The sequence below is a fragment of the Pseudomonas sp. FP2254 genome, from assembly GCF_030687695.1.
GTDB classification, from domain to species: Bacteria; Pseudomonadota; Gammaproteobacteria; order Pseudomonadales; family Pseudomonadaceae; genus Aquipseudomonas; species Aquipseudomonas quebecensis.
On the sequence record NZ_CP117444.1, the window covers coordinates 1,651,556 to 1,676,850 of the forward strand.

General features: G+C 62.6%; 25 protein-coding genes. 15 read left to right on the forward strand and 10 right to left on the reverse strand.

Features of this window, described 5'->3' with window-relative positions; all coding sequences use genetic code 11:
* Positions 1-166 precede the first annotated feature (166 nt).
* Positions 167-1,792, reverse strand: a complete 1,626-nt coding sequence (locus PSH94_RS07655) for a 5-guanidino-2-oxopentanoate decarboxylase (protein ID WP_305437003.1) — start codon at positions 1,790-1,792, stop codon at positions 167-169.
* Positions 1,793-1,901: 109 nt separating this feature from the next.
* On the opposite strand from PSH94_RS07655, the gene PSH94_RS07660 reads away from it, so the two are divergent.
* Positions 1,902-2,798, forward strand: a complete 897-nt coding sequence (locus PSH94_RS07660; protein ID WP_305437004.1) for a LysR substrate-binding domain-containing protein — start codon at positions 1,902-1,904, stop codon at positions 2,796-2,798.
* 115 nt (positions 2,799-2,913) lie between these two features.
* Here the strand turns inward: PSH94_RS07660 and PSH94_RS07665 are convergent, their stop codons facing one another.
* Together PSH94_RS07665 and PSH94_RS07670 are read right to left on the reverse strand one after the other, a co-directional pair.
* A complete protein-coding gene (locus PSH94_RS07665; protein ID WP_305437005.1) occupies positions 2,914-3,528 on the reverse strand; it encodes an NAD(P)-dependent oxidoreductase in 615 nt (204 codons plus the stop codon).
* Between the two features lie 35 nt (positions 3,529-3,563).
* A complete protein-coding gene (locus tag PSH94_RS07670) occupies positions 3,564-4,430 on the reverse strand; it encodes an MBL fold metallo-hydrolase (RefSeq protein WP_305437007.1) in 867 nt (288 codons plus the stop codon).
* Positions 4,431-4,536: 106 nt separating this feature from the next.
* Here PSH94_RS07670 and PSH94_RS07675 point away from each other — a divergent pair, with 106 nt between their 5' ends.
* Together PSH94_RS07675 and PSH94_RS07680 are read left to right on the forward strand one after the other, a co-directional pair.
* Entirely contained in the window at positions 4,537-5,451 is a 915-nt protein-coding gene (locus tag PSH94_RS07675) for a LysR family transcriptional regulator (RefSeq protein ID WP_181081063.1), read from the forward strand.
* 90 nt (positions 5,452-5,541) lie between these two features.
* Positions 5,542-5,718, forward strand: coding sequence for a hypothetical protein (locus tag PSH94_RS07680; RefSeq protein ID WP_181081062.1), 177 nt, complete (start codon positions 5,542-5,544; stop codon positions 5,716-5,718).
* Here the strand turns inward: PSH94_RS07680 and PSH94_RS07685 are convergent.
* Positions 5,711-6,586, reverse strand: a complete 876-nt coding sequence (locus PSH94_RS07685; protein WP_181081061.1) for a helix-turn-helix domain-containing protein — start codon at positions 6,584-6,586, stop codon at positions 5,711-5,713. The genes PSH94_RS07680 and PSH94_RS07685 overlap by 8 nt on opposite strands.
* A gap of 180 nt (positions 6,587-6,766) precedes the next feature.
* Between PSH94_RS07685 and pobA the strand changes: the two genes are divergently transcribed.
* A complete protein-coding gene (gene pobA / locus PSH94_RS07690) occupies positions 6,767-7,960 on the forward strand; it encodes a 4-hydroxybenzoate 3-monooxygenase (protein ID WP_181081060.1) in 1,194 nt (397 codons plus the stop codon).
* Between the two features lie 64 nt (positions 7,961-8,024).
* Positions 8,025-9,542, forward strand: coding sequence for an MDR family MFS transporter (locus PSH94_RS07695; protein WP_285428636.1), 1,518 nt, complete (start codon positions 8,025-8,027; stop codon positions 9,540-9,542).
* Between the two features lie 66 nt (positions 9,543-9,608).
* Here the strand turns inward: PSH94_RS07695 and PSH94_RS07700 are convergent, their stop codons facing one another.
* Both PSH94_RS07700 and PSH94_RS07705 read right to left on the reverse strand, forming a co-directional pair.
* Positions 9,609-10,448 (reverse strand): cache domain-containing protein, encoded by an 840-nt coding sequence (locus tag PSH94_RS07700; protein WP_305437009.1) that lies wholly within the window; start codon positions 10,446-10,448, stop codon positions 9,609-9,611.
* 50 nt (positions 10,449-10,498) lie between these two features.
* A complete protein-coding gene (locus tag PSH94_RS07705; protein ID WP_253511207.1) occupies positions 10,499-11,272 on the reverse strand; it encodes a transporter substrate-binding domain-containing protein in 774 nt (257 codons plus the stop codon).
* A 364-nt stretch (positions 11,273-11,636) separates the two neighbouring features.
* Between PSH94_RS07705 and PSH94_RS07710 the strand changes: the two genes are divergently transcribed.
* The 7 genes from PSH94_RS07710 to PSH94_RS07740 all read left to right on the forward strand — a co-directional run bounded on the left by PSH94_RS07710 (position 11,637) and on the right by PSH94_RS07740 (position 19,961).
* Positions 11,637-13,007, forward strand: coding sequence for a glutamine synthetase family protein (locus PSH94_RS07710; protein WP_181077987.1), 1,371 nt, complete (start codon positions 11,637-11,639; stop codon positions 13,005-13,007).
* 101 nt (positions 13,008-13,108) lie between these two features.
* Positions 13,109-13,705: a class I SAM-dependent methyltransferase gene (locus PSH94_RS07715; RefSeq protein ID WP_181077989.1), complete on the forward strand. Its 597-nt coding sequence runs from the start codon at positions 13,109-13,111 to the stop codon at positions 13,703-13,705.
* A 125-nt stretch (positions 13,706-13,830) separates the two neighbouring features.
* On the forward strand, positions 13,831-14,964 hold the full coding sequence (rnd, locus tag PSH94_RS07720) for a ribonuclease D (protein ID WP_305437011.1): 1,134 nt from the start codon (positions 13,831-13,833) through the stop codon (positions 14,962-14,964).
* On the forward strand, positions 14,961-15,254 hold the full coding sequence (locus PSH94_RS07725; protein WP_181077992.1) for a YcgL domain-containing protein: 294 nt from the start codon (positions 14,961-14,963) through the stop codon (positions 15,252-15,254). The genes rnd and PSH94_RS07725 overlap by 4 nt, the downstream gene beginning before the upstream one ends.
* Positions 15,255-15,360: 106 nt before the next feature.
* Entirely contained in the window at positions 15,361-16,293 is a 933-nt protein-coding gene (locus PSH94_RS07730; protein ID WP_253511220.1) for a D-2-hydroxyacid dehydrogenase, read from the forward strand.
* A gap of 165 nt (positions 16,294-16,458) precedes the next feature.
* The gene (locus PSH94_RS07735) at positions 16,459-18,063 is read left to right on the forward strand and encodes a hypothetical protein (RefSeq protein WP_305437014.1); all 1,605 of its coding nucleotides are present in this window, start codon (positions 16,459-16,461) and stop codon (positions 18,061-18,063) included.
* Between the two features lie 50 nt (positions 18,064-18,113).
* Positions 18,114-19,961: a serine/threonine-protein kinase gene (locus PSH94_RS07740; protein WP_305437016.1), complete on the forward strand. Its 1,848-nt coding sequence runs from the start codon at positions 18,114-18,116 to the stop codon at positions 19,959-19,961.
* A 116-nt stretch (positions 19,962-20,077) separates the two neighbouring features.
* Here the strand turns inward: PSH94_RS07740 and PSH94_RS07745 are convergent, their stop codons facing one another.
* On the reverse strand, positions 20,078-20,662 hold the full coding sequence (locus tag PSH94_RS07745) for a nitroreductase family protein (protein WP_253511223.1): 585 nt from the start codon (positions 20,660-20,662) through the stop codon (positions 20,078-20,080).
* 153 nt (positions 20,663-20,815) lie between these two features.
* On the opposite strand from PSH94_RS07745, the gene PSH94_RS07750 reads away from it, so the two are divergent.
* Positions 20,816-21,265, forward strand: coding sequence for a YcgN family cysteine cluster protein (locus PSH94_RS07750; protein ID WP_043046481.1), 450 nt, complete (start codon positions 20,816-20,818; stop codon positions 21,263-21,265).
* Positions 21,266-21,276: 11 nt separating this feature from the next.
* A complete protein-coding gene (locus tag PSH94_RS07755) occupies positions 21,277-22,497 on the forward strand; it encodes a hypothetical protein (protein WP_253511226.1) in 1,221 nt (406 codons plus the stop codon).
* Positions 22,498-22,583: 86 nt separating this feature from the next.
* On the opposite strand, the gene PSH94_RS07760 is transcribed toward PSH94_RS07755, so the two are convergent.
* The 3 genes from PSH94_RS07760 to PSH94_RS07770 all read right to left on the reverse strand — a co-directional run bounded on the left by PSH94_RS07760 (position 22,584) and on the right by PSH94_RS07770 (position 24,216).
* Positions 22,584-22,934 carry a DUF2892 domain-containing protein gene (locus PSH94_RS07760; protein WP_181078002.1) on the reverse strand — a complete coding sequence of 117 codons (351 nt, stop codon included), beginning with the start codon at positions 22,932-22,934 and terminating at the stop codon, positions 22,584-22,586.
* A gap of 67 nt (positions 22,935-23,001) precedes the next feature.
* Entirely contained in the window at positions 23,002-23,469 is a 468-nt protein-coding gene (locus PSH94_RS07765) for an RNA methyltransferase (RefSeq protein WP_034096446.1), read from the reverse strand.
* A gap of 372 nt (positions 23,470-23,841) precedes the next feature.
* A complete protein-coding gene (locus PSH94_RS07770; RefSeq protein WP_181078004.1) occupies positions 23,842-24,216 on the reverse strand; it encodes a YajD family HNH nuclease in 375 nt (124 codons plus the stop codon).
* Positions 24,217-24,323: 107 nt separating this feature from the next.
* Between PSH94_RS07770 and PSH94_RS07775 the strand changes: the two genes are divergently transcribed.
* The gene (locus PSH94_RS07775) at positions 24,324-25,244 is read left to right on the forward strand and encodes a ParB/Srx family N-terminal domain-containing protein (protein WP_285428632.1); all 921 of its coding nucleotides are present in this window, start codon (positions 24,324-24,326) and stop codon (positions 25,242-25,244) included.
* Positions 25,245-25,295: the final 51 nt, after the last annotated feature.

Sequence of the window (25,295 nt, forward strand, 5' to 3'; positions counted from 1 at the left end):
CAAGCCTTGAGTGAACAAGCGCGAATCAGGCCACGGCGGATGCAGGCGGAGCAAATGAGAAAGTCGCAGGGGTTATTGAAAAAATTGCGCGGGGGTTGATGGGCTTGCAACAGACTGCTCGCTCACCACAACCAGTGTGTACGCCGCTCCCCTGCGGTGACTGGGCTCACACCGCCACCTCCTTCATCCACAGCCCCTGGTCGATTTCAATCAGGGTCGGCCCCTGCCGTTGCGCGGCGGCATCCAACGCCCTACGCAGCTGCGTAACGCTGTGCGCACTGGCGGTGGCGCTGCCGAGGGCTTTGGCCACGCCGATAAAATCGGGCGTGTAGATGTCCACGCCCACCGGCTCGATGGCGCGGTTGAGCATATAGCGCTTGATCTCTTCATAGCCCTGGTTGTTCCACAGCAACACGATGATCGGCGTACGAGCCTCCACCGCGCTCGCCAGTTCCGGCAGGGTGAATTGCAGGCCGCCGTCGCCGATCAGGCACACCACCGGCCGGCCGTCGCCGCGTCCAAGCCAGGCGCCGATGGCGGCGGGCAGGGCGTAGCCCAGGGTGCCGTAGCCGGTGGAGGCGTTGAACCAGCGGCGCGGTTGGTCGAGGTTCAGGGTCAGGTTGGCGCTGTACACCGGCTGGGTCGAGTCGCCCACCAGCACGGCGTCCGGCAAGGCGTGCAGAACCGTATTGATGAACAGGCTATGCGCGCGCGTGGCGGCGTCCCAGGTGGGCGTCAATTCAGCCCACAACCGCGCCACGCGTAGGCGCCCCCAGTGGGGTTCACGCGCAGGCAGTGGCCCGCGCAAAACGTCGGCCAGCAGGGCGTCGGCGGCGATCCGCGCGTCCGCCACCAACGCCACCTCGGGCCGGTAGTTGCGCACGGTCTGGTCCGGGTCGATATCGATGCGCAGCAAGACACCGGGGATTTCGAAGCCGCCGGCGAAGGTGGTGTCGTAGTCGGTTTCCGCAAGCTCCGTGCCGATGGCCAACACCACGTCGGCTTCGGCCACCAGGGCGCGGGTGGCGGGCAGGCTCTGGGTCGAGCCGATCAGCAGCGGATGTGCGGCCGGCAATAGGCCCTTGGCGTTGATGGTCAGCGCGACCGGTGCGCCGAGGGTGTCGGCCAGTTCGGTCAGCGCAGCGGCGGCGTCAATGGCACCGCCGCCGGCCAGGATCAGCGGGCGCTTGGCCGCGACGAGCAAACGGCTCATCTGTGCGATCGCCGCCGGTGCCGCGCCGGCGCGGGCCACGTTAACCGGTGCGCAGGGCAGCAGCGCATCGGCGTTTTCCACCAGCACGTCCAGGGGGATTTCGATATGCACCGGGCGCGGCCGCCCGGCCTGGAATAACGCAAACGCCCTGGCCAGCACGCCCGGCAGCTCCGCCGCCGACATCAGCGTGTGGGAAAATGCCGCCACCCCAGCCACCAGCGCGCTCTGGTTCGGCAGCTCATGCAATTTGCCGCGTCCACCGCCCAGCTGGCTGCGCGATTGCACGCTGGAAATCACCAGCATCGGGATCGAGTCGGCATACGCCTGGGCCATGGCCGTGGTGATATTGGTCATACCGGGGCCGGTGATGATGAAGCACACGCCCGGCTTGCCACGGGTGCGTGCGTAACCGTCGGCCATAAAGCCGGCGCCCTGTTCATGGCGCGGGGTGACGTGGCGGATACCGGAGCGGGCCAGGCCGCGATACAGCTCCACGGTGTGCACCCCGGGTATGCCGAACACATGGTCCACGCCGTAGCCTTCCAGGAGGTTGACCAACACTTCGCCGCAGGTCGCCATACAGGTCGCTCTTGTGAATGAGAGAAGGCGGTATTGGAACGGTTGGCCCATGGCGCCCACAATCGATAAAACGTCATACTCGCCATGTCCTCACGTCATGGCTCATCGCATGAAACGCCTTCCGCCGCTGCCTGCGCTGCACACGTTCTGGGTCACGGCCCAGTGCTGCAACTTCACCCGCGCCGCCGAGCGCCTGCATATCACCCAGGGTGCGGTGAGCCGGCAGATCGCCGGGCTGGAGCGCCACTTGGGCTACCCCTTGTTTGTGCGTCAGGCGCGCGGTTTGAGCCTTACCGAGCAAGGGCGTGAATGGCAGCAGTGCACGCAGCAGGTGTTTGGCCTGGTCGGTGCCGCGGTGGAACAGATCGGCCGTCGGCGTCAGGCCCTGCAACTCAAGGCTTCCACCTGCGTGATGCGCTGGTTGCTGCCGCGCCTGATGCAATGGCAACGGGAACGCCCTGATGTGCCGGTTGAGCTCACTACCACCGTGGCCAACACCGTGGACTTTCGTCGCGAGTCTTTCGATGCGGCCGTGATTTACGCGCACATCGCCGAACAGCCCGCCGAGGCCGTGCATCTATTCGACGAACGACTCACCCCGGTCTGCGCGCCGGCCTTGCTCGCGACGCTGCGCGCGCCGGCAGACCTGCAACACCAGGTGCTGCTGCACCCCACGCGCGACGAACGGGATTGGACGCTCTGGCTGAATGCGGCGGATGTGCGCTTGAGCACCGTGAGCCAAGGCCATCACTTCGAAACCCTGGACCTGGCGATGACAGTGGCGTCCCAAGGCTCCGGCGTGGCGATCGGCGACTGTGCGCTGATTGGCGAGGATGTGAAGGCGGGGCGGCTGGTCATGCCGTTTGAACGGCGTGTGCCGACGGGGATGGGCTATTACCTGGTGTCTGCGCCGGGCGCGCGGCCCCTGCCGGAGCTTGAGGCATTGATGGCTTGGCTGCAGAGCCAGGCGCACTCTTCAGATCAGGGGTGGGGCAGCGGTACTTGAACTGACCGATCGATCGCCATCGGGGGCAAGCCCCCTCCCACAGTTTGATCTGGTTTCCTCAGTTCATGTGGGAGGGGGCTTGCCCCCGATAGCGATGGATCAGTCACTCCACCAATCAGTAACCGACCGTAAAACGCTGGCGCGGGTGCTGATGCTTTTCCACTTCATCGATCAGCGCGATGGCGTAGTCGGCAAAGCTGATCCAACTGCGGCCTTCGGCGCTCACCAGCAAATTGTCGTGACCCAGGCGGAAGCGGCCGGTGCGTTCGGTCTCGACGAATTCCGCCGACGGTGACAGAAAGGTCCAGTCCAGTTCCTGTTCCTGGCGCAGGGCTTCGAGGAACTCAGCACCGGCACTGGCTTCGGCTTTGTATTCAGCCGGGAAGCCCGGACTGTCGATCACGCGGCTGCCGTCCGGCAGCAGCAGCGAACCCGCGCCGCCCACCACCAGCAGGCGCTTGACCCCAGCTTTTTTCACCGGGCCGATCACGGCGGCAGCGGGCAATGTGGCAAAGTGCGCCGCGCTGATCACCACGTCGCTGCCGCTGATGGCCTGTTGCAAAGCGTCGGCATTCAGGGCATCGACCTGTTCGACGGTGACGCCGGCGCGCGCCGCCAGGGTATCGGTATTGCGCGCGATGGCGACCACGCTATGCCCGCGACGCAGCGCTTCTTCCAGCAGTTGGCTGCCGGCACGGCCGGTGGCGCCAATGATTGCGATCTTGCTCATGATGTCCTCCAGTAAAAGTCAGGGTTTACAGCGGTTCACCACTTCATTTCGCCCTTGGCGACTTTGGCGCTCAGCTCCAGCGAGCTCTCGTCGGCGAGGGTCGGGTAGCGCTTTTTCATGGCTGCGATCAGCGCGGCGGCGTCCTTGGCCTTGGCGGTTTCCAGGTCAAAGGCCTTGATGTAGTCAGCCGTGAAGGCCACCGACGCCAGCGACGGCGTGCCCAGGTAATGGCCCGGAATCACGGTGCGCGGCTGCAGCTGTTGGATGCGTTGCAAGGTCGCCAGCCAGTCTTTGTGGGACTGTGCGCTTTGGGTGTCAGCCATCCATACATGAATGTTCTGGGCCACCACCACGCCACCGACGACCGCCTTGATCGACGGGATCCACACCACGCTGCGATCCGGCTGTGGGCCATCCAGGCCGACCACTTCCAGTGTCTGGCCCTCCAGGCTCAGGCTGTGGCCTTCAAGTACCTGCGGCACGATGGTTTTAGCCGGTTTGTCGGCGCCCATTTTCGGGCCCCAGAATGCCAGTTTGTCGGCCACGGTGGCCTTGATGTGCTCGACCACCGGTTGCGGCGCCAGCACCTTGGCGTCGGGGAAAGCCGCAGTCAGGGTGTCGAGGCCGAAGTAGTAGTCCGGGTCGCCATGGCTGATGTAGATGGTGGTCAGGTGCTTGCCGCAGGCGCGGATGTTCTGCACCAGTTGCTCGGCCTGGCTTTTGCCGAATTGCGCATCCACCAGGATCGCGTCCCTGGCGCCGCTGACCAGCACCGAGGTGACTGGGAAGATTGCCGCTTCGCCGGGGTTGTACACGTCGAGCTTCAGCTCGGCCGCGGCCGCATGGGCGGCGAAGGCCAGGGCGGCGGTGGCCAGGCTCAGGCGCTTGAAGGTTGAGAACATTGGGCAGCTCCAGCATCGATTCAAAGGATGCACAGAGCTTAGTTGCACCAAACCAGACTAAAAATGCGATGCTGGAACATAGTTTGTTTCTAAAAGCGGGCAGATCATGGATCGTCTTCAAGCAATGCGCGTGTTTGTCACCGTGGTCGACCTGGGCAGCCAATCCGCCGCCGCCGATCATCTGGACCTGTCACGCCCGGTGGTATCGCGCTATCTGGCCGAGCTGGAGGACTGGGTCGGCGCGCGCCTGCTGCACCGCACCACACGCAAGCTCAGCCTGACCGCAGCGGGCAGCGAAACCCTGCCCCGTTGCCGGCAAATGCTGGAATTGGGTGCCGACATGCAGGCCGCCGTGAGCGAACCGGACGACGCGCCTCGCGGCCTGTTGCGCCTGAGTGTGAGTACGTCGTTCGGCCAGGTGCAATTGGCCGAGGCCATCGCCGAATACGTCAAGCGCCACCCGTTGGTGACGGTGGATCTGCAACTGCTCGACCGCACGGTAAACCTGGTGGATGAGCGCATCGATCTGGCGATTCGCATGAGCAACGACCTGGACCCCAACCTGATCGCCCGGCGCCTCAGCGTTTGCCGCTCGGTAGTGTGCGCCACGCCTGAGTACCTGCGCGAGCATCCGGCGCCGCGCAAAGTCGAAGACCTGGCGCGCCACAATTGCCTCACCCACTCCTATTTCGGCAAGAGCCTGTGGCATTTCGACGAGCGGGGTGAGCATGTGTCGGTACCGGTGAGCGGCAATATCACCGCCAACGAGGCCAGCACCTTACTGCGCCTTACCCTGGCCGGCGCCGGGGTCGCCATGCTGCCCAGCTATCAGGCGGGCGACTATGTTCGTCGTGGTGAACTGGTACGCCTGCTGCCTGGCGCCGATCCCCGGCAGATGAACATCTACGCGGTCTACGCCTCGCGCAAACACATGCCCTCGGCGTTGCGCAGCCTGCTGGATTTCCTGGTCCTGCGCTTTCCCGAGGAGCCGGCGTGGGATGAGGGCTTATACGCGACATAAACGGGTTGAATGGCGGCCAATAATGGCAACCTGCCCTGACTGACCTATGCTTTAAACAGCACCGTGTAGAACCGTGCAGAGGTCAGTGCCATGAGCATCAAAACCCGCAAGTACCTGACGATTTTCGCCCTCAGCGTCTTGGCCAGCGCGCTTTACGCAACGGCCGCCTACCGCGTCGAGCAAACCCGTATGCAGCCGACCTTTGCGATCAGCTGCCATCAGGATCTGTGCGTTCCGCGCAGCGGCAGTTTCAGCGCGCTCAGGTAGGCTGCCTGGATTTAAGCTGCTCGCGAAAGGCCTTGGGCGAAAAGCCGACCCGGCGACGGAACAACCGCGAGAAATTGGTCGGGTCGGAAAAACCCAACACCTCAGACATCTCATTGATGGTCATGCTGGTGTACGTCAGCAAGCGCTTGGCTTCCAGCAACTGGCGGTCATGCATGATCTGCAGCGCGGGCTGGCCGCCCAATTCACGGCAAGTGCCGTTCAGGTGCGACACCGAGATCCCCAGTTTGTGGGCCAGGTCTTCGATCTTCGGATGCTCGCGGTAGTGCTGTTCAACCAGTTGGGTGAACCGCCGGAAATACTCACGCCCGCGTGGCGCCCGAGGGTGACGACGCTGGATTGCCTGACGACTGATCCACACCAGCAACACGCTGACCAGGGCATGCATCAGCATGTCTCGGGCCGGTTGCTCATCGGCGTATTCCTCCTGCAGGCGGGCGAACAGGCGGTTGAGGTACTCGCTGTCCTTGCCCGCCGGGTAACTGCCCGGCATCTGCAACGCGTCGGCCGTGGCGCCCAGTTGCGCCTGTAGATGGTCCACCAGCGGGGCCGCCAGCGTCAGCACGTAACCTTCGACATCCTCGGCAAAGTGGAAGCCATGCACGCACAGCGGTGGCAGCACCTGCAACGTGGCTTCATTGAGGGTGGTGCGCTGGCCTTCGATTTCCAATTGGGCCTGGCCTTTGTGCACATAAAGCAATTGGCACAGATCCGCGTGCCGGTGGGGCTGGATTTCCCACTGGTATTCCCGACTGCGCCGGGAAATGGTTTCGCAGTGCAACAAATCGGGCGTCGGCCATTGCTGGCTTTCCCCGTAAAGCTTGAAGACCGGAATCGCGGTTTTGGTCATGGTTTAAATCCGATACTCGGGATAGTTGTGCGGTAATCGCCCCGATTGGCAAAAAGCGCAGGCTTTGGCGCAGTTTTCACCTTCTTATGCTGGGCGCTCAAGTGAAAAATGTCAGCTACAAGACCAATGACAACTCTTTCACTCGATCCGTTCGGGTGGAACTTGCGGGCCATAAAAATAATGAAAACGCTGAACACCCAAGTCGCCATTATCGGCGCCGGTCCATCCGGACTGCTCCTCGGCCAGTTGCTGCACAACGCCGGCATCCAGACTCTGATCCTTGAGCGCCAGAGCGCCGATTACGTGCTCGGCCGCATTCGTGCCGGCGTGCTGGAGCAGGGCATGGTCGATCTGCTGCGCGAAGCCGGCGTGAGCCAGCGCATGGATCGCGACGGCCTGGTGCACGACGGCTTCGAACTGGCGCTCAACGATAGGCTCGCCCACATCGACCTCAAAGCGTTGACCGGCGGCAAATCCGTGATGGTCTACGGCCAGACCGAAGTCACCCGTGACCTGATGGCGGCGCGTGCCGATGCGGGCGCCATCACTCTGTATGAAGCACGTGACGTCCAGCCCCACGACCTCAAGAGCGATCGGCCCTGGCTGACCTTCGAACATCAGGGCCAGACGTTTCGCCTGGAGTGCGACTACATCGCCGGGTGCGACGGTTTTCACGGAGTCGCCCGCCAATCGATCCCGGCCGATGCCTTGAACATTTTCGAACGGGTCTACCCGTTCGGCTGGCTGGGCATCCTCGCCGACACACCACCGGTGCACGCGGAACTGGTGTACGCCAAGCACCCTCGTGGCTTTGCCCTTTGCAGCATGCGCTCGCCCACCCGCAGTCGCTATTACCTGCAGGTGCCGGCGGATGAAGCACTGGAGCAATGGTCGGATGCGCGGTTCTGGGAAGAGCTCAAACAGCGTCTGCCCGCCGCATTGGCCGAGCAGTTGGTGACCGGGCCGTCGATCGAAAAAAGCATCGCGCCGCTGCGCAGCTTCGTGGTGGAGCCGATGCAGTACGGGCGCCTGTTTCTGCTGGGTGACGCCGCGCACATCGTGCCCCCTACCGGCGCCAAGGGCCTTAACCTGGCGGCCAGTGATGTCAGTACCTTGTTCAGGATTCTGCTCAAGGTGTATCGCCAGGGCCGGGTGGATTTGCTGCAACAGTACTCGGCGATCTGCCTGCGCCGGGTGTGGAAGGCCGAGCGGTTTTCCTGGTGGATGACTTCCATGCTGCACACGTTTGATGAAGCCGACGGGTTCAGCCAGCGCATCGCCCAGAGTGAGCTGGACTACTTCATCGACTCCGAAGCCGGGCGCCGGACGATCGCGGAAAATTACGTCGGACTTCCTTATGAGGCTATCGAATAGCCTGCTATCGTATTCGCCATTGTCGTGGGGCGCCTTTCCCACGACCTTGTTCGAAGGTTCCTGCGTGACTCAGCTTAATCATCCCACCCCGCCGTTACCCGCCGTGCGCAGTATTCTGGTCGCGCTGATGATGGCCATCTTTCTTGGCGCCCTTGACCAGACCATCGTCGCGGTGTCCATGCCGGCCATCTCGGCGCGTTTTCACGACGTCAATCTGCTGGCCTGGGTGATTTCCGGCTACATGGTGGCCATGACGGTGGCGGTGCCGATCTACGGCAAGCTCGGCGACCTGTATGGGCGTCGGCCGATGATGCTGATCGGCATGGGCGTGTTCACCGTGGCGTCGCTGTTCTGTGGCATGGCGCACAGCATGGAGCAACTGGTGCTGGCGCGGGTGCTGCAAGGGATCGGCGCCGGGGGCATGGTTTCGGTGAGCCAGGCGATCATCGGCGACATCATCGCGCCTCGCGAACGCGGGCGTTACCAGGGCTATTTCAGCAGCATGTACGCGGTGGCGAGTGTGGCCGGGCCAGTGCTGGGCGGTTACATGACCGAGTACCTGTCCTGGCGCTGGGTGTTTCTGATCAACCTGCCTCTGGGCGCCGCTGCGTGGTACGTGGCCCACCGCACCCTGGTGGGGCTGCCGGTGCCTCAGCGCAAGCCGATCATCGATTACCTCGGCACTGTGCTGATGATCATCGGTTTGACCGCCCTGTTGCTGGGCGTCACTGAAATCGGCCAGGGCCATTCCTGGCGTGACTCGCAGGTGCTGGGCCTGCTGGCCGGCGCGCTGGTGGTGCTGACGCTGTTCGTGTGGCATGAACGCCGCGCGCGCGAACCGCTGCTGCCGATGCATCTGTTTGCCAATGCCAGTGCGGTGTTGTGCTGGTGCACGATTTTTTTCACCAGTTTCCAGGCGATTTCCCTGACCGTGCTGATGCCGTTGCGCTTTCAGACCGTGACCGGCGCCGGTGCCGACAGCGCCGCCCTGCACCTGCTGCCGCTGGCGATGGGCCTGCCAATCGGTGCCTACTGCGCCGGGCGTCGGACCTCGGTGACCGGGCGCTATAAACCGATGATCCTCAGCGGTGCATTGTTGAGCCCGCTGGCCATCTTCGGCATGGCTTACAGCGCGCCCCAGGATGTGTTGCTCACCGCCATGTTCATGCTGCTCTGCGGGATCGCCGCCGGCATGCAGTTCCCGACCTCCCTGGTGGGTGCGCAGAATTCGGTGGCGCAGCCGGATATCGGCGTGGCCACCAGCACCACCAACCTGTTCCGTTCGCTGGGCGGTGCGGTGGGCGTGGCCTGCATGTCGGCGTTGCTGCTGGCGCTGCTGCAGGACTCCGGCTTCGCCCACCTGTCCAGCGGCGCGCTGGTGGCCGAGGGCAGTTCGGGCAACGTGCTGCTCGACGGCCTCAACGCCGCCCCCGGCCCGGCGCAGGATGCCCTGCGCGCCGAACTGGCAGTGACATTCCGACACTTGCTGCTGGTGAGTGCGGCGGTGTCGCTGCTGGGGCTGGCGGCGGCCATGGCCATGCCCAACCGCCTACTGCGCGGGCGCGAGGACAAGGCGAAATAACCGGCACCATGAAGACTAAAACTGGGGCGGGGGCAAGTCTGCCACCTGAACGCATTCCAATGCCGATCAGGGGCTGTAGTAGCCGACCGCAACCATGTAATGCCCGCTCTTGCGGATATACGCATGTTTGTTCTCGACCTTGTCGGTGATCGGGTTTTTCCAGCGGTATTTGTATTCGCCCTGGTCCTGCTCCGTCATCAGTTTGAGTATCGGCTCGCCCACCGGTTTGCCGTCGGGATCCTTGATCTTGCTGAAGTCGGTGTTGATCAACCGCAGCGTGGTGCCATGGGCCACGTAGCGCTGGGTATTGAGGTCCACCACGAACACGTACAGGTCATCCTGCAGAAAGCCGCCCTGCAGTGAGTTGATCGCCTTGAGCGTACCGGCTTCGTCCTTGACCAACGCATTCACCGCTTTGTTGCGCAGCGCCCGGGCCTGTTCCGGGGTGGCCCGTGGCAGGTAGTAACCCACCGCCAGGATGCGCTCGCCCACGCGCTGGTAAAACACGTGCTTGTGTTCGACCTTGCCGTCGTTCCAGTTCTGCCAGCGATAGTCGGCCTGCTGCATGCCCTGGCCCTCGGGCACCTTGAGCGCCTGCTCGAATGACTCGCGCAGTTCCGGCCCGAGCACCTCGGATACGTCGCGGCCGATCAACGCGGAGGAGGGGCCGCCACTGGCCAGCAAGACACCCTGGGTGTCGACCACGAACACATAGCGGTCATGGTCGACAAACTCCCCCTGGCGGCTGAAAGCGGCAAAGGCCTTGTCGCCATTGCTCTGGTAATAAACCAGGGCTTTTTCCAGCAGCGCCTTCGCGGCCTGGGCATCGTCATCCTGAGCGGTATCGGCATGCACCTGGCTGAATCCCAACAGCAGCAGCCAGGTCATTCTCAGCAGTCCCTTCATGAACCCTTCCTCGTTCTTGTTGATGTGAGCACAGCGTAGACGCCTATGGCTCAGGGCGCCGCCAGCCATTGATTGACGATGCCGTCGTACACGCCGGTGGCCACGCTCAGGTGCAACCACTGGTCCACATAGCTTTTCCACGCCACGTCGTCCCGGGGCAGCAGAAAGGCTTTTTCGCTGTACTGCATTTGCTTGTCCGGGTTGACCGCGCACAGCCCCGGCTTGAGCTTTTGCTGGAAGCGCGCCTCGCTGGCATCGGTGATCATCACGTCGGCCTTGCCCGCCAGCAACTCGTCGAAAATCGTCACGTTGTCGTGCAGGCGAATCTGCGCTTTGCCCAAGTGCGTACGGGCGAACACTTCGTTGGTACCGCCTGCCGGTTCGATCACTCGTACCTGGGGCTGGTTGATCTGTTCGACGCTCTGGTAGCGCTGCACGTCGACGCAGCGAACCAGCGGGATCTTGCCGTCGACACCAAGGGACTGACTGAAAAAGGCCTTTTTCTGACGCTCCAGCGACACCGAAATGCCCCCCACCGCGATATCGCAGCGCTGGGCCAGGAAGTCCGGCATCAGGGTTTTCCACGTGGTAGGCACCCATTGGATCCTGGCGTTGAGGCTTTTGGCCAGGGACTCGGCCATGGCAATGTCGATGCCTTCATAGCGGCCATCGGCGCGCAGCGAGGTGTAGGGCTTGTAGTCGCCGGTGGTGCACACGCTGAGGGTGCCACGCTGCAACACCTCATCGAGGCGCGACGCACCGGTGTCGGCCAGGGCCGACGTGGCCAGGCTCGCCAGTACACAGAGGGCTAAAGGAGCTTTCATGCGGTCGAGTCCTTGGGGTGAGGGCGGGTGGCCATTATTTCCAGCGCGGGGCAGGGTGGCAAGGCGTGACGATTGTTTAGCCGGGCTGCAACCACACTCCGCCAAGCGTGAATTTAACCGGCGGTCACCGCGTGTGAGGCTGGCGCGCATCCCACCAGTGTGATTGCCCATGGCCGCTTCCCCCGACGCTCACCTCGCGACACTGCCGTCCGCGCTGGCGTTCTGGGCGCTGTTCCACTGCCGTCACGCGCGCCCGCCGGATACCGCTCTCCTACGTTGATTGTCCCGTTGGATGACGCACACCTGTGCGCATCTGCCCGGTGGCGCCCGCGCGCCTGCCTGACGTACCCGTATGAGAGCCCCCATGAGTATTTTTGCCAGCCTGCACGAAGCCCAGTCCTTTCTTGAACACAACCCGGACATTGAACTGTTCGAGCTGTTTATCCTCGACAACAACGGCGTGCCACGCGGCAAGCTGCTGCACCGCGATGAACTGCTGGCGGTGTACGCAAGCGGCCGCCCGCTGCCCAGCACCATTCTGGGCCTGACCATCAACGGCGATGACGTGGAAAATTCCGGCCTGGTCTGGGACGTGGGCGATATCGACTGCCGCGCCTACCCGATCAGCGGCAGCTTGCAACGCATGCCGTGGAGGTTGATCCCCACCGCAGCGGTGCAGGTGAGCATGCACCCCCGCGAAGGCCTGCCCGCCACCGTGGCGGACCCGCGCCAGCTGCTGGCCAAGGTGGTGGACGCGCTCAAGGCCGACGGCTATTACCCGGTGATGGCGGCCGAGCTGGAGTTCTACCTGCTTGACCAGACACCCGACAGCCACGGCCGCCCGCAACCGGCGCGCGACCAGGACGGCGGCCGTCCGCGCGCGACCCAAGTCTATGGCCTGCGCGAACTGGAGCAGATCGAACCGTTTCTGGCCGACCTTTACAGTGCCTGCAAGCTGCAAGGCATCCCGGCGCGTACGGCGATTTCCGAATACGCCCCCGGCCAGGTCGAAATCACCCTGGAGCACCGCGCCGATGCTCTGCAGGCCATGGACGAAGCCGTGCGCTACAAGCGTCTGGTCAAGGGTGTGGCCCACAAACACGGGATGACCGCCTGTTTTATGGCCAAACCGTTCGACGACCTGGCGGGCACCGGCCTGCACATGCATGTCAGCCTGGCGGATGCCGACGGCCACAACCTGTTCGCCAGCGACGCAGCCGATGGCACGCCGCTGCTGCGTCATGCGGTGGGCGGCATGCTCAGTACTTTGCTCGACGCGTTGCTGCTGTTTTGCCCCAACGCCAACTCGTATCGGCGCTTCCAGGCCAACAGCTACGCACCGCTGGCCGCCACCTGGGGGGTCGACAACCGCACCGTCAGCCTGCGCGTGCCGGGCGGGCCGGCGCCTTCGCGGCATATCGAACACCGCATCTGCGGTGCCGACGCCAACCCCTACCTGGCTGCCGCGGCGATCCTGGCCGGCATCCATCGTGGCCTGCGCGAGCAGCGCGACCCCGGCGCTCCGGTGCAAGGCAACGGCTACGCCCAGGCCAAAGAGCTGCTGCCCACCGACTGGCTCACCACCCTGCGCGCGCTGGAAGGCTCCCAATGGGCGCGCGAAGCGTTCGGCGAAGAATTTCTCGGCGTGTACCTGGCGGTCAAACGCGCCGAATACCGCCAGTTCATGGGCGAAGTCGGGGAGCAGGATTGGCGTTGGTACCTGCATCAGGCATGACGGGATTAACGGTAGAAAGTCTTCGACCTTTTTTTCACGTGGCGGCCGTTAAGCTGCCAATCAAGGTCGTTCACTACCGTTTCGCCCAGATGAGCCCATAGATGTCGTCACAACCACCATCCTCCATCGAGATCGAATACGCCGAACGCTGTGGCCGTGAACACGCCAGCGTCTGCGGTGACACGCGCCCGCCAGGGCTGCGTCGGCGCCTGGTGGCGTGGCGCGATGCCTGGCTGGTGCGCCAGGCATTGAAAGTGGCCGGCGAGCCGGGGCTGATCCTCGACCTGGCCTGTGGCTCGGGGCGCTTCTGGCCGGTGCTGGCCGAGCACGTCAACCGCGTGATTCTGGCGTCGGACAACTCCCAGGCCATGCTCGACCATGCCCGCACCCATCACCCGGCATCCTTGCTCAAGCGGGTCAAGACGTTCCAGGGCTCGGCGTTTTCCATCGGCCTGTCGGAAAACGCGGTGGATTGCATCTTCTGTCTGGAATTGTTTCGTCATGTACCCGACAGTGAAGGACGCCTGGCGCTGCTGCGCGAGTTTCATCGGGTCAGTCGCGACACCGTGATTATCTCGGTCAACTCCCGCACCGCGGTTGAGGGCGAGTTTCGCCAGGCGGGTTTCAAGGTGCTGCACCATCAGGAATTCGTACCGGGCTCCGCGGTATGGCGTGTCTATGTTCTGCGTAAGAGATGATAACTCCCGCCTGTCGGACTATTCTTCAATGCCTGTCTGAGTTTTCATGATCGGCTGTGCACTGCGGATGCTCGCAAGGCTCTTTCGCGATATATACTGCGCGCCATTCTTCAAGGGAGAGCCGTGTGGCCATCGATATTCACTGGATCTGCGACAACGATAGCCTCGGCCAGCATTGCGCCGAATGGCAGCAGTTGCCATTCGTCGCCCTCGACACCGAATTCATGCGGGTCGACACCTTCTATCCCATTGCCGGGCTGATCCAGATCGGTGACGGCGTACGCGCTTACCTGATCGATCCCCTGACCATCGACAATTGGCAACCCCTGGCTGCTTTGCTGGAAAACCCGGCGGTGATCAAGGTGGTGCATGCCTGCAGCGAAGACCTCGAAGTGCTGCTGCGCCTGACCGGCAGCCTGCCGGTGCCACTGTTCGACACCCAACTGGCGGCTGCGTACCTGAACCTTGGCTTCTCCATGGGCTACTCGCGCCTGGTCCAGGCCGTACTGGACATCGAGTTGCCCAAGGGCGAAACCCGCTCGGACTGGTTGCAACGCCCGTTGTCCGAGACCCAGATCAGCTACGCCGCCGAAGACGCGGTGCACCTGGCCGAAGTCTACGAACGCGTGCGTCCACGCCTGTCGGACGACAAATTCGCGTGGGTGCTGGAGGATGGCGCCGAACTGGTGGCCAACCTGCGCCGCGAAGTCGACCCCTACGAGGTGTACCGCGACGCCAAGCTGGCGTGGAAACTGTCCCGCGCGCAGTTGGCCGTATTGCGTGAGCTGTGCGCCTGGCGCGAGCAGCAGGCCCGTGCCCGGGACCTGCCGCGCAACCGCATCATCCGCGAACATTCGCTCTGGCCCCTGGCCAAGTCCCAGCCGGATAACCTCGCCGCCCTGGGCAAGATCGAAGACATGCACCCGCGCACCGTGCGCCAGGACGGGCAGTTCCTGCTGGACCTGATCAAGCGTGCCGGCAGTGTGCCCGCGGACCAATGGCCGCCGGCCGTGGCCGAGCCCTTGCCGGTGGATGCCGCCGCGCTGATCAAACAGCTGCGCGCCCTCGGCCAGGCCGAAGCCGAACGCCTGGACATGGCGCCGGAACTGATGCTGCGCAAGAAAACCCTCGAAGCCCTGGTTAAAAGTGGCTACCCCGATGGACCTTACCAATTGCCAGACTCGCTGCGTGGCTGGCGCCGCGAGTTGATGGGCCAGGCGCTGCTCGACAGCCTGGCCACTGCCGGAGAACAGCCTTGAAACGTATTTGCTCCATCTACCGCAGCTTGAAAAAAGACGGCATGTACCTCTATGTGCTCAAGAGCGATGCCCTTGAGCGCGTGCCCGAGCCCTTGATGGTGGCGTTCGGCAAACCGCACCTGGCCTTCGACATGGTCCTGACACCAGAGCGTAAGTTGTCGCGCGAGGACATCGCCGTGGTCCTGGAAAACCTCGATAAACAGGGCTACCACCTGCAAATGCCGCCGGCCGAGGACGAGTACATCGAACACTTGCCCGAAGAGCTGCTGCGTCGCAATGACCCGATGTGATCGGTAGGTGCCCTGTCCGGGGCACATTCTCAATGAAATCGTTTGAGTTGGCGGTGGCCGTAAGGATACGGGCGGCCGTCTGCACTGTTTTTGAAAGGTTTGAACCATGCGTGTTCTGATTGCTGAACAGGATCACCCGCTGTATGCCCGACTGCTCAGCGAAGCAGCGCCGGAGCTGGAAGTGCTGACCAGCGGCGACTCCGCCGAGCTGTCGCGCCTGGCCGCCGACTGCCCGGTGTGGCTGGGCCAGCCGGACCTGCTGGCGACCCTGCTGCGCCAGGGCCACCACCCGCAATGGCTGCAGTCGACCTGGGCCGGCATCACGCCGCTGCTGGCCGACGGCTTGCCGCGCGACTATCGCCTGACCCGTGCGGTGGGGATTTTCGGCCAGGTGATGGCCGAGTTTGTGCTGACCTACATGCTCGGCCATGAGCGCGAGGTGCTGGCGCGCCTGGTCAGCCAGGTCGAGCGCAAGTGGGACAACCGCATGGGCCAGAGCCTGGCCGGACGCAAGGTGTTGATCGTCGGTACGGGGGATATCGGCCAGAGCGTCGCCCGATTCCTCGTGCCGTTTGGCGTCAAGCTGTACGGCATCGCCAGCACTGCACGTGAGCAGGAGCCCTTTATAGAAGTGGCCGGGCCGGACCAACTGGGCCGGTTGGTGGGGGAGGTGGATTATGTGATCAACCTGTTGCCCAACACACCCAACACCCATGACCTGTACGACGCGGCGCTGTTCAAGCAGTTCAAGCCCACCGGCCTGTTCATCAACGTCGGGCGTGGCGTGGCGGTGGTCGATGCGGATCTGGTCGAGGCGTTGAAAGAAGGGCACCTGGCCGGTGCGGTGATCGACGTGTGCCGCCAGGAACCGCTGCCGCAGCGCCATCCATTCTGGACCGCCTGGGGGCTGTTGTTGACTGGGCACAGCTCTGCGCCGACGTCGCCGCCGATGATGGTGGAGTTGTTTCTGGACAACGTACGCGCATACAAGGCAAAGCAAGCCTTGCGCGGTGAAGTGGATTTCGAGCGCGGTTACTGACCGCCGCACCCGGCCATCGGACGCGTTTTGATCTACGTTCGGTCGTGTACACAAAACCTGACAGTCCGGTTGGAACCGCCCTGGCGGGCCTGCCACCCAGTGATCGCAAAGGCGCAAGGTTGCGTCTTTTAAAGGATATCCACTGGATTAAGGACAGGTACTGTCATGACTACACCCACACCGCCTGCTGTTTATGTGCGCCACAGGGAGTATTTGCACTCCGCTATCGCCTCCGCTGACGAACCGTCTGAAACGCTTGCCACCCCTGTGCCCCGACCTATTTCGGCATTCAAGAACGCCTTGGGCGACCACTGCGACCGACGAACCCTGAGTCGGCGGCTCCAGACCGTCATTCAGCAACTCCCGGGCCAGCTCGTGCCCGATGACACGTTAACTCCTGCCAAAGCCAGAGAAAGGATGGAGACCGCGCTCGCCTCGCTCTTGAGCAGCACAACGATGTATGTGTGCGAGGACGCCTCCTATCAACCACCCCAGCCGCTGCCGCCCAACCGTCTGGTCAGTCTTGATGCGTACCTTCAAGGCTGTGCGCTGCAGGTGCCCAAAACCCTGGAAGCGCTGGTCGAGCTGAAAAATGCGCTGTCCGCGCAAGCTCAGGCCCATCCGCTGGGGAACCTCGGCGGTGCCCTGTCCTGGCCGCGAGCGATGCCCGGTGAAGACCAGAACACCCTCGTCCACCTGCTGCACAGCAATGAAACCGGCTTACAAAGTCTGCCTTTGCCTGAGGGCGGGAAGGGGGCCTTGGGCTATCTGCTCAGTGGCAGCTCGGTGGTTGAGGCCGACCTCAAACACCCGATGGTCGCGATGGAGAAGCTGCTCGCCTCCCCCAAGGCGCGGGCTTTGGAGCAAGCCCTGCGGGCGCGGCTGGGCGGTATGCCTGCCGTGGGCTGTAACAGCGATTATGTGATGACGGCGATCCAGTTGGGCCTTGATCCGGAGTCTTTGGCGGCCCCCGCTCGCAATCACGTTGCCGGTTTTGACTTGGCGAGCAGCCAGTATTGGGGGCAACCGGCCTCAACGGTGGTTGAGGCGCTAGGCAAACTTTTGATCGAGCAAGGCCGTGTCAGCGCGACGACCGCCCATTTAGGAGCCTATCTGCTGCTGGCCAAGGCTGCTCCTCACTACCTGGTCAAAGACATTCCCCAAAGCATGACCTACGGTAGCGTCCTGTGGGCACAATTGACGATGGCCGTGGCCAGGATCGAGGTGCAGACACCCGGACGCACCCTCGCCATGGGGTACGCCGAGATTCTGCTGGCTGCCGAACAGCTCGATAGCGATGAAACGGTCAGCCAGCCTATCGATTACCAGGCGCTGAGGGATTGGGGCATCGCCAGTGGCTTTCTCGTCGGCGCGGAACAAGTGCCTTCGGCCAGCGATATGGAGCGCGTGCGAACAGCGTATAACCATCACCTGAGTTCGCTCAAAGACGCCAGTACGTTGCTGCAAACTGACATTCCCAGTCGCAAGGCGATGGCACTTACCCAGCTCAAGGCCGCGTTTCCCGACCTGGACAGCCACCTCTTTGAGGTGCGCACGCTCCACAAAGCACGCTTGAAGGAAGGTCGGCCAGGCCTGTATCCCGGCGAGCGCTCAATGCTGGACGTCGTCATGGAAGGCGGCGCGCTGGGGCCTGAAGATCATTGGATAAGCACTGACAAACGGCTACCCGTCCAAAGGTTCTGCGCGCTTTACGAGAAGGGTGGATTGGGGGTTGCCGCGCCCTCCAGGCTTCATATGACGAGGCCCTGAGCGCACTGGAGGACGGTCAGCAACGCCTGGTTCGGCACCTGATCTCCACGTTGCCTTTGGAGGACCGCAGGAACCTGGAAGAGGGCAAGCTGGAATTCTTCCATACCAACCAATACACAATTGCCGGTGATCTACTCACCCCTCCCGCCCTGCATGTCAGAGGCCACACATTGGAGGTGAAGACCACCACCCGAGATGGCCCAAACCTCTACACCATCGACACGCGCAGAGGTGTCATCGAAAAAGAGAACTTCCTGCTACGCCGACGTACCGAGCCGTATACCACCCGCAAAATGGAACAGCGCGAGGCCAATATCCTCTCGCGAACGGCAGTGTTTGACCCCTATGACGGTAAGCGCGCCGCGCATTATGCGCAGCAACCGCAGGGGACGGGGCAGCCTGATAGTTTTAATTCCCCTCGCAGCCAGTTGATCGCCGATGTTTTCGTCAAATCACTGGACCTGAACAACGCCGATCTACTGCAGGAGGCCAGAGGGGTTACTTCATATGATCAAGACCGCAGCCGGAACCACGCGATTTCCGAGTTCTTTCTGAACCTCATCCCTTTACGCTCGGCCATCGTCAACTTTCAAAACGGCAGTGTCGGGCAGGGCCTCTTCGACTTGGGCATGGATGTGGTCGGCCTGGTCACCCTGGGTGCCGGCAAGGCTGCGCAAGCGGGCAAGGCATTGGGTAAAACTCTGTCAACGGCGAGCAGGCTGGCCAAGGCCGCGCGGTTCGTCGGCGCGACTGTGGTTGAGGCGTTCAACCCCTTGAGCGGTCTGGGCGATCTGGCATTGGTCGGTGGCCGCTTGGCGTTGAGAGGTGGTCGTACTGTGGTGAATCACCTCAAGGGTGCCACCGGTAGCTATGACCTGCTCAAAATTGCCAGCAAGCAATACGGTGACGTGGCAACGGGCAGCTTCAAAGTGGCTGGTGAACGTGTTGAAGGCGCAGCGACGCTGCACAATGGCAAATGGTATGCCCTGGACGCGCAGGCCATGCGGCCTTATGGCCGTCCGCTCGAAGATTTTGTACCGGCTGCCCGCGCAGTGGAGGGCAAGGTGACCCTGTTGCCGAAGGCGCCGGACGCTGAGCTGAGTAATGCGTTGTTTGGCTCATTCAACGTGCCCGAAGCGAAGATCGCCGGGTGTCCACGCAACAGCCAGGGGGTGTATGTCGCCGCCGATGGCCACGTATCGCATATTCGCCACACCGACAGCACGGGCCGGACAGCTGTTTACGAAGTCCGACAGGTCACGCGCACCGAGGATGGCAGGGTGCAGGCGCGGGTTTATCACAACAATCGACAAACGTCGTTGCTGGTTGAGCATGTCCAGGGTGATCAATGGCAGCGACTGGGAGCCCGTGGGGGGAGTCCGGCTTCAGTGAAAGCGGACCTGGGACGTGAGATTGGGCGAGGTACCGAAGGCGTCGTCTATGAGAGTCTCGATGGGCGTAGTGCCTATAAGGACATGGGGGCTACGAGCTCCGACGTTCTGCCCGACTACACGAGGCATAAAACCCGAGCGCTGAACCAATATTACGGAGAGGGTTTTGCCACGGCGATTCTTGAGGATGGCCGCTCATATATCAAAATGCCGAAACTGGACGGCGTCAGCATGGCGAAAATTGAAAAGCGCAGTTTGCCCCCAGAGGTTCGAACCTTACTTGAGGACGCATTGAACGGGATGGAAGCCAAGGGCGTTTATCACCAGGATCTGCAGTTGAAGAACCTTTTATATTCCTCCAGAGACAACAAAATCTATCCGGTTGATATTCAGTCGCTACCGCCTGAACTGATGGTGCCGGGCGAGGCGCTTTATGAGATGGAAATCGCGGCGTATACGCGCAGCAAGAACGATCTCAAGAGACGCTTGAGTGAGCTGCTTGCCTAGTCGACAGGGGCAGAAAAGCCCGTGCACTTGAATGCGCCGCACATTCAAACGTGTGCCTGCCGGGGAGGGGCAGCGCTGACAAAGTATCACCTGGCCCATCCCCGACACGCTTAGCCTTAATGGCTGAAATCGCCCTCCGATACCAACTCGCTCAACGGTTTGCGCGGGCTGGGCGCTTCACGGCCTTGCAAGTACTCCGGCAAGGTCGCCTTGTCCCCCAGCTTGCCGATCGCCACCGCCGCATGCAGGGCATAGCCTTCTGGGATCTTCAACTCGTTGCGGGTCAGTTCCTGATCGAAGCCGGCCATGCCGTGGGTGTGCCAGCCACTGAGGCTGGCTTGCAGCGCCAGGTGGCCCCAGGCCGATCCGGTGTCGAACGTATGCCACAGTGCCGGCGTTTCTTCGCTGGCGCCGGGAGCGACAAAGTCGGTTTTCGAGGCAATGATCACTAAGGCCGAGGCGTGCTGTGCCCAGCTGCGGTTGAATTCATTGAGCAGGCCCAGGAAGCGTTCCCAGTCCGGCGTGTCGCGGCGAGCGTAGAGAAAACGCCAGGGTTGCGAGTTGTAGGCCGACGGCGCCCAGCGTGCGGCTTCGAAGAAACTCAGCAGGGTTTCCTTCGAGATGCTTTCGCCGGTGAACGCGCGCGGCGACCAGCGGTCGGTGAATTGGGGATGGATCGGGTAGTCGGCAACGCGGGTCATAGGTGGTTCCTGATCGTCAATTCGATGCTCAAAGCTACTGCGCGCCCGCTAGACTGACAAGTCTTGCAACACCGCCAGTCGTAAGCGCTTGGCCGCGGACGGCCATCGCACTAGACTGGCGGCCCTTTTACCGACCGATACCCACGTAGAGCCATGGCCGCCAAAGTCGAACCTTTCTGGATACGCAAGACCCTCGAACAGCTCGACCAGGAGGAATGGGAGTCGCTGTGCGACGGCTGTGGCTTGTGCTGCCTGCAAAAACTTGAAGACGAAGACGACAACAGCGTTTATTACACGCGCATCGCCTGCAAGTTGCTGGACCTGAAAACCTGCCAGTGCACCGACTACCCCAATCGACGCGCGTCGGTGCCGGACTGCATCCAGCTCACCCCGGGCCAGGCCGACCAATTCAAATGGCTGCCGCCCACCTGCGGTTATCGCCTGGTGAGCGAACGCAAGGATTTGCCGCTGTGGCACCACCTGGTGTGCGGCGACCGCGACGCCGTGCATCACGAACGTATTTCCCAGTCCGGACGCATGCTCAGCGAAGGCAGCGTGCCCGAAGACGACTGGGAGGATTACCTGATCTTCCGCGCTGGCTGAGAGGAATGTGTATGAAGGTTGCAGCCAAGCTGGCGGCGGGCCTGATGGTGCTGGCCATCAGCAGTGCGGCGTGGAGCGCCCGAAAAGTCGACCTGGATTACCACGTCAAACTGTTGCCCCAGACCGAACAGGCCGAAGTCCGCGTGAGCCTGTCCCAAGGTTCGGCGGTGCGTAGTCTGGATTTCGACCTGGGCCACGACGGCACCTACAGCGATTTCAAGGCCGACGGGCAATGGAAAGTCACGGGCCACCGCGGCCTGTGGCAACCGAGCGCCGACAAGGCCAGCCTGACCTACCGGGTTCGCCTCACCCAGGCGCGTAAACCCGGTGTGTATGAAGCGCGCGTGACCCCAGGTTGGGCGATGTTCCGTGGTGAGGACCTGGTGCCCACCGCGCGGCTCGACCAGCAGGATGGCGTCGAGCTGGTCTCGCGCCTGATGTTCGAGTTGCCGGCCGGCTGGAAGAGCATCGAAACCGCCTGGCCGCGCATCGGCAAACACAAGTTCCGTGTCGACAACGTTTCGCGCCTGTTTGACCGTCCCACCGGCTGGATGCTTGCCGGCAACCTCGGCAGTCGCCGCGTGCGCCTGGGTGAAACCGAAGTCACGGTGGCATCGCCCAAAGCGCAGGGCATGCGGCGCATGGATGTGCTGACGTTGCTGACTTTCGTCTGGCCCCAGGTCGAAGCCGCCTTCCCGCGCCATCCGGCCAAGCTGCTGGTGGTTGGAGCCAGCGACCCGATGCGCCGCGGCGCGTTTTCAGCGCGCGATTCGATCTTTCTCAACAGCCGTACGCCGCTGGTCAGTGAAAACGGCGGCAGCCCGTTGATCCGTGAGGTGGTACAGGCGATTGGCCGTTTCAATGACCATGACAGCAGTGACTGGATCAGCGAAGGGATGGGCGAGTTCTACGCCATCGAACTGTTGCGCCGTGCAGGCGGCGTGACCGATGAGCGGTATCAGGCGATACAGGCGCGGTTGGCCAGGGAAAGCAAGGACGTCACCAGCCTGCGCGGCGAACACGTCAGCGGCGCGACGGTGTCACGGGCAGTGCTGGTGCTGCAGGAACTGGATCGGGAGATCCGGGTGAAAACCCATAACAAGCGCTCCCTCGATGATCTCGCGCAGGCGGTGATGCGCGCCGACCGCATCACCACGGCGGAATTTGTGCAGCTGGCTGAAAGCATCATCGGCGAATCGTCGGTAGTCCTCGATTCCAAGCTTCTGCGCTGATCCTCAACCCTGTACAGATCCCACTGCAGGAGGAGGCTCGCCACCTCCTGCATTCATTTGTAACTCCAGCAGCTCAGCTGTCGGGATCAGCCAGTGGTTTTAACCGCTTTTTCGGCCGCCACTTCCGCACGGGTCTTGAGATTCTTCAACTCTTCCCCGGCACGTTCGATCTTGGTGCGCACGCTGTTCATTTCACGGCGGCCCTGCTCGAGTTTGTCCTTGAGCGAGCTGTGCCCGGTAAAGCCACGGGCCAGCGCCACGCCGCCAATCGCCACCTGAATCAGACCAAAAATGCCACCACGGCGCAGGCCTTTGCCGACCATCATCACGCCGCCGGCCACCGAGCCGATGCGTTCCCAACCGTGCACATTCTGCGTCGGCTGAGTCTGGAACGGCGTGTGTTCGATGACGGGGCGCAAGGTTGTGCTGTCGCTCATGATCTCTCTCCAACAAGGGCAAGTGTCTGCAGATGACTGCCGGCAGGCGCCGGATGTTCCGAAAAAATCAGTACTTGGGGCCCGAACGGGTGTTGTTGCCCTTAGCCAACCGGTCGTAGAGCACCACGTTGACGGTGGCGGCAAGGTTCATGCAACCGGTGGTGGGGATGTACACCACGTCTTCGCACCAGTCGCGGATATCCTTATCCAGCGAGCCATCTTCCGGGCCGAAGATATACAGCGCACGGTCGGGGTGAGTGTACTCGGGCAGCGGGCGGGCGCCGTCCACCAGTTCCACGGCCACCGGGATGCAGCCCAGCGGCAGGATCTTTTTCAGGTCGTCGATGCCGATCAGCGGAATATCGTGATGGACCTTCTTGGTGTCGGTGATAAAATCCCGCGCGCGTTCGTAACGCACCCCGGTGTAAAACACCGACGCCACGCCATAGCAGCCGGCGGCACGCATCACCGAGCCGACGTTTTCGGGGGATTTTGGGTTATACAGACCGATGCAGCTGTAGCGTTTATTGCCCACGGGGAAGGGTGCCTTGAAGAAAAGCGGCGATTATACGGCCTGAGGGGGATGTCGTGCTTGGGCCAGCGCTATCGGGGGGGGCAAGCCCCAATGCCGGTCAGTTAAGAGACGGAGCGGGCAACCAGTAACCTGTGGCGAGCGGGCTTGCCCCGCGTTGGGCTGCGAAGCAGCCCCAAAACATAGTCCCGGAACTGCCAGGCATACTGCGACGCTCCTATTGGGGCTGCTGCGCAGCCCAGCGCGGGGCAAGCCCGCTCGCCACAGTTACAGTGTTCCTCCTTAACTGACTGGCATTGGGGCAAGCCCCCTCTCACCTGTCTATTGTGAGCCCCTTCATCTGTGGGAGGCAGGCGCAACGGACGACGACAATCTTCAGTCGTCTTTCTTCATCAACCCCGCCAATGCCGCGAACGGGTTGTGGGTGGCCTTGGCAATCGTCGGGCTGCTGGTGGAGCCTTCGCCGAAGTACTGCTGGTCGGTGTAGCGCGAGTGCTCGTTGTCATGGCAATACAGACACAGCAGTTCCCAGTTGGAGCCGTCCTGGGGATTGTCATCATGATTGTGGTTGCGGTGGTGTACCGTCAGTTCACTCAGGCGCTTGCCGGAGAATTCGCGGGCGCAGCGGCCGCACACGTGGGGGTACATCTTCAGCGCTTTGTCGCGGTAGCCCATTTCGCGGTCGCGCTGGGCATCGGCGAGGATGCGGTCCAGCTTGGCGGTGTGGGAGGGCGGGTTGCTCGAGCTCATCATGGCTCCTGGCTATTAGGTGGGTCACGGACAGTGTTGATTCTAGCCGCTCGCGCCGCAAATGACCGCTAGGTTCGATTCACTTTATCGATAAGGAATGGGAAGTCATGCGTTGGCCATCATGGACTGTTGCACTGCTGCTGTGTGTGGTCGCCGCTCAAGCTCAGGCGTTGTCGGTGCCCAAGCCGGGGCAGGTGATCGAAGTGACCCTCGAACAGCTGCACCCGACCCAGGCGGTGGTGGGGTTCGATCAGATCCATTACAGCCTCGGACTGTTTGCAGCCAAGCCCGCCAAGGCCTTCGATGAATACTGCGAAACCAACGGCCAGGGCGAGGCCGCCAACGTGCCGAAAAACGCCGACCTGCGCCAGCCCGCCAGTTTCAGCTGCGCCAGCCCGGTAGGCACCCATGCGTCCGACATGAAAACCGTGGTGGTGGGCCTGGGCGGTCAGTTGTACCTGACCGATGGTCACCACAGCTTCACCACACTGTGGGAAACCCCAGGCGGCGGGCCTCGGTTGAAAATGTGGGTCAAGGTCACCGACGACTTCAGCGACAGCCCGAACCTGGCTGTTTTCTGGCAGCGCATGGAGGCTGCACGCAAGGTCTGGCTCAAGGATAACCAGGGCCAGCCCCTGCGGCCCGACCAGTTGCCGGCCCACCTGGGCTTCAAGTCCCTGCAGGACGACACCTTCCGCAGCCTGGTGTACTTCACTCGCAAGGCGGCCTACGGCAAACCGGACGAGGGTGAAGTGGCGCCGGAATTCCTGGAGTTCTACTGGGGCAACTGGCTGCGTACCCAAGTGGATTTGACGGCGTACAACCTGAACAAGAAGGGCGGCTATCGTGACGCGATTGAAGCGGTCGCCAAACGCATGGTCAGCCTGGCGCCGGGCGCGCAGGTAGGCGACAGCGGTTTCACGGCCCGTCAACTGGGCGGCATGCCCCAGTTGGACCGCGATGAGCTGGAGAAAACCTTCGAGAAAAAAGTGCCGTACGTGATCGACTACCGCCACTCCCATCACTGATATGGGAAGGGCGGTGTGACGATTCCACGTGCCCCCGATAGCCACGACACA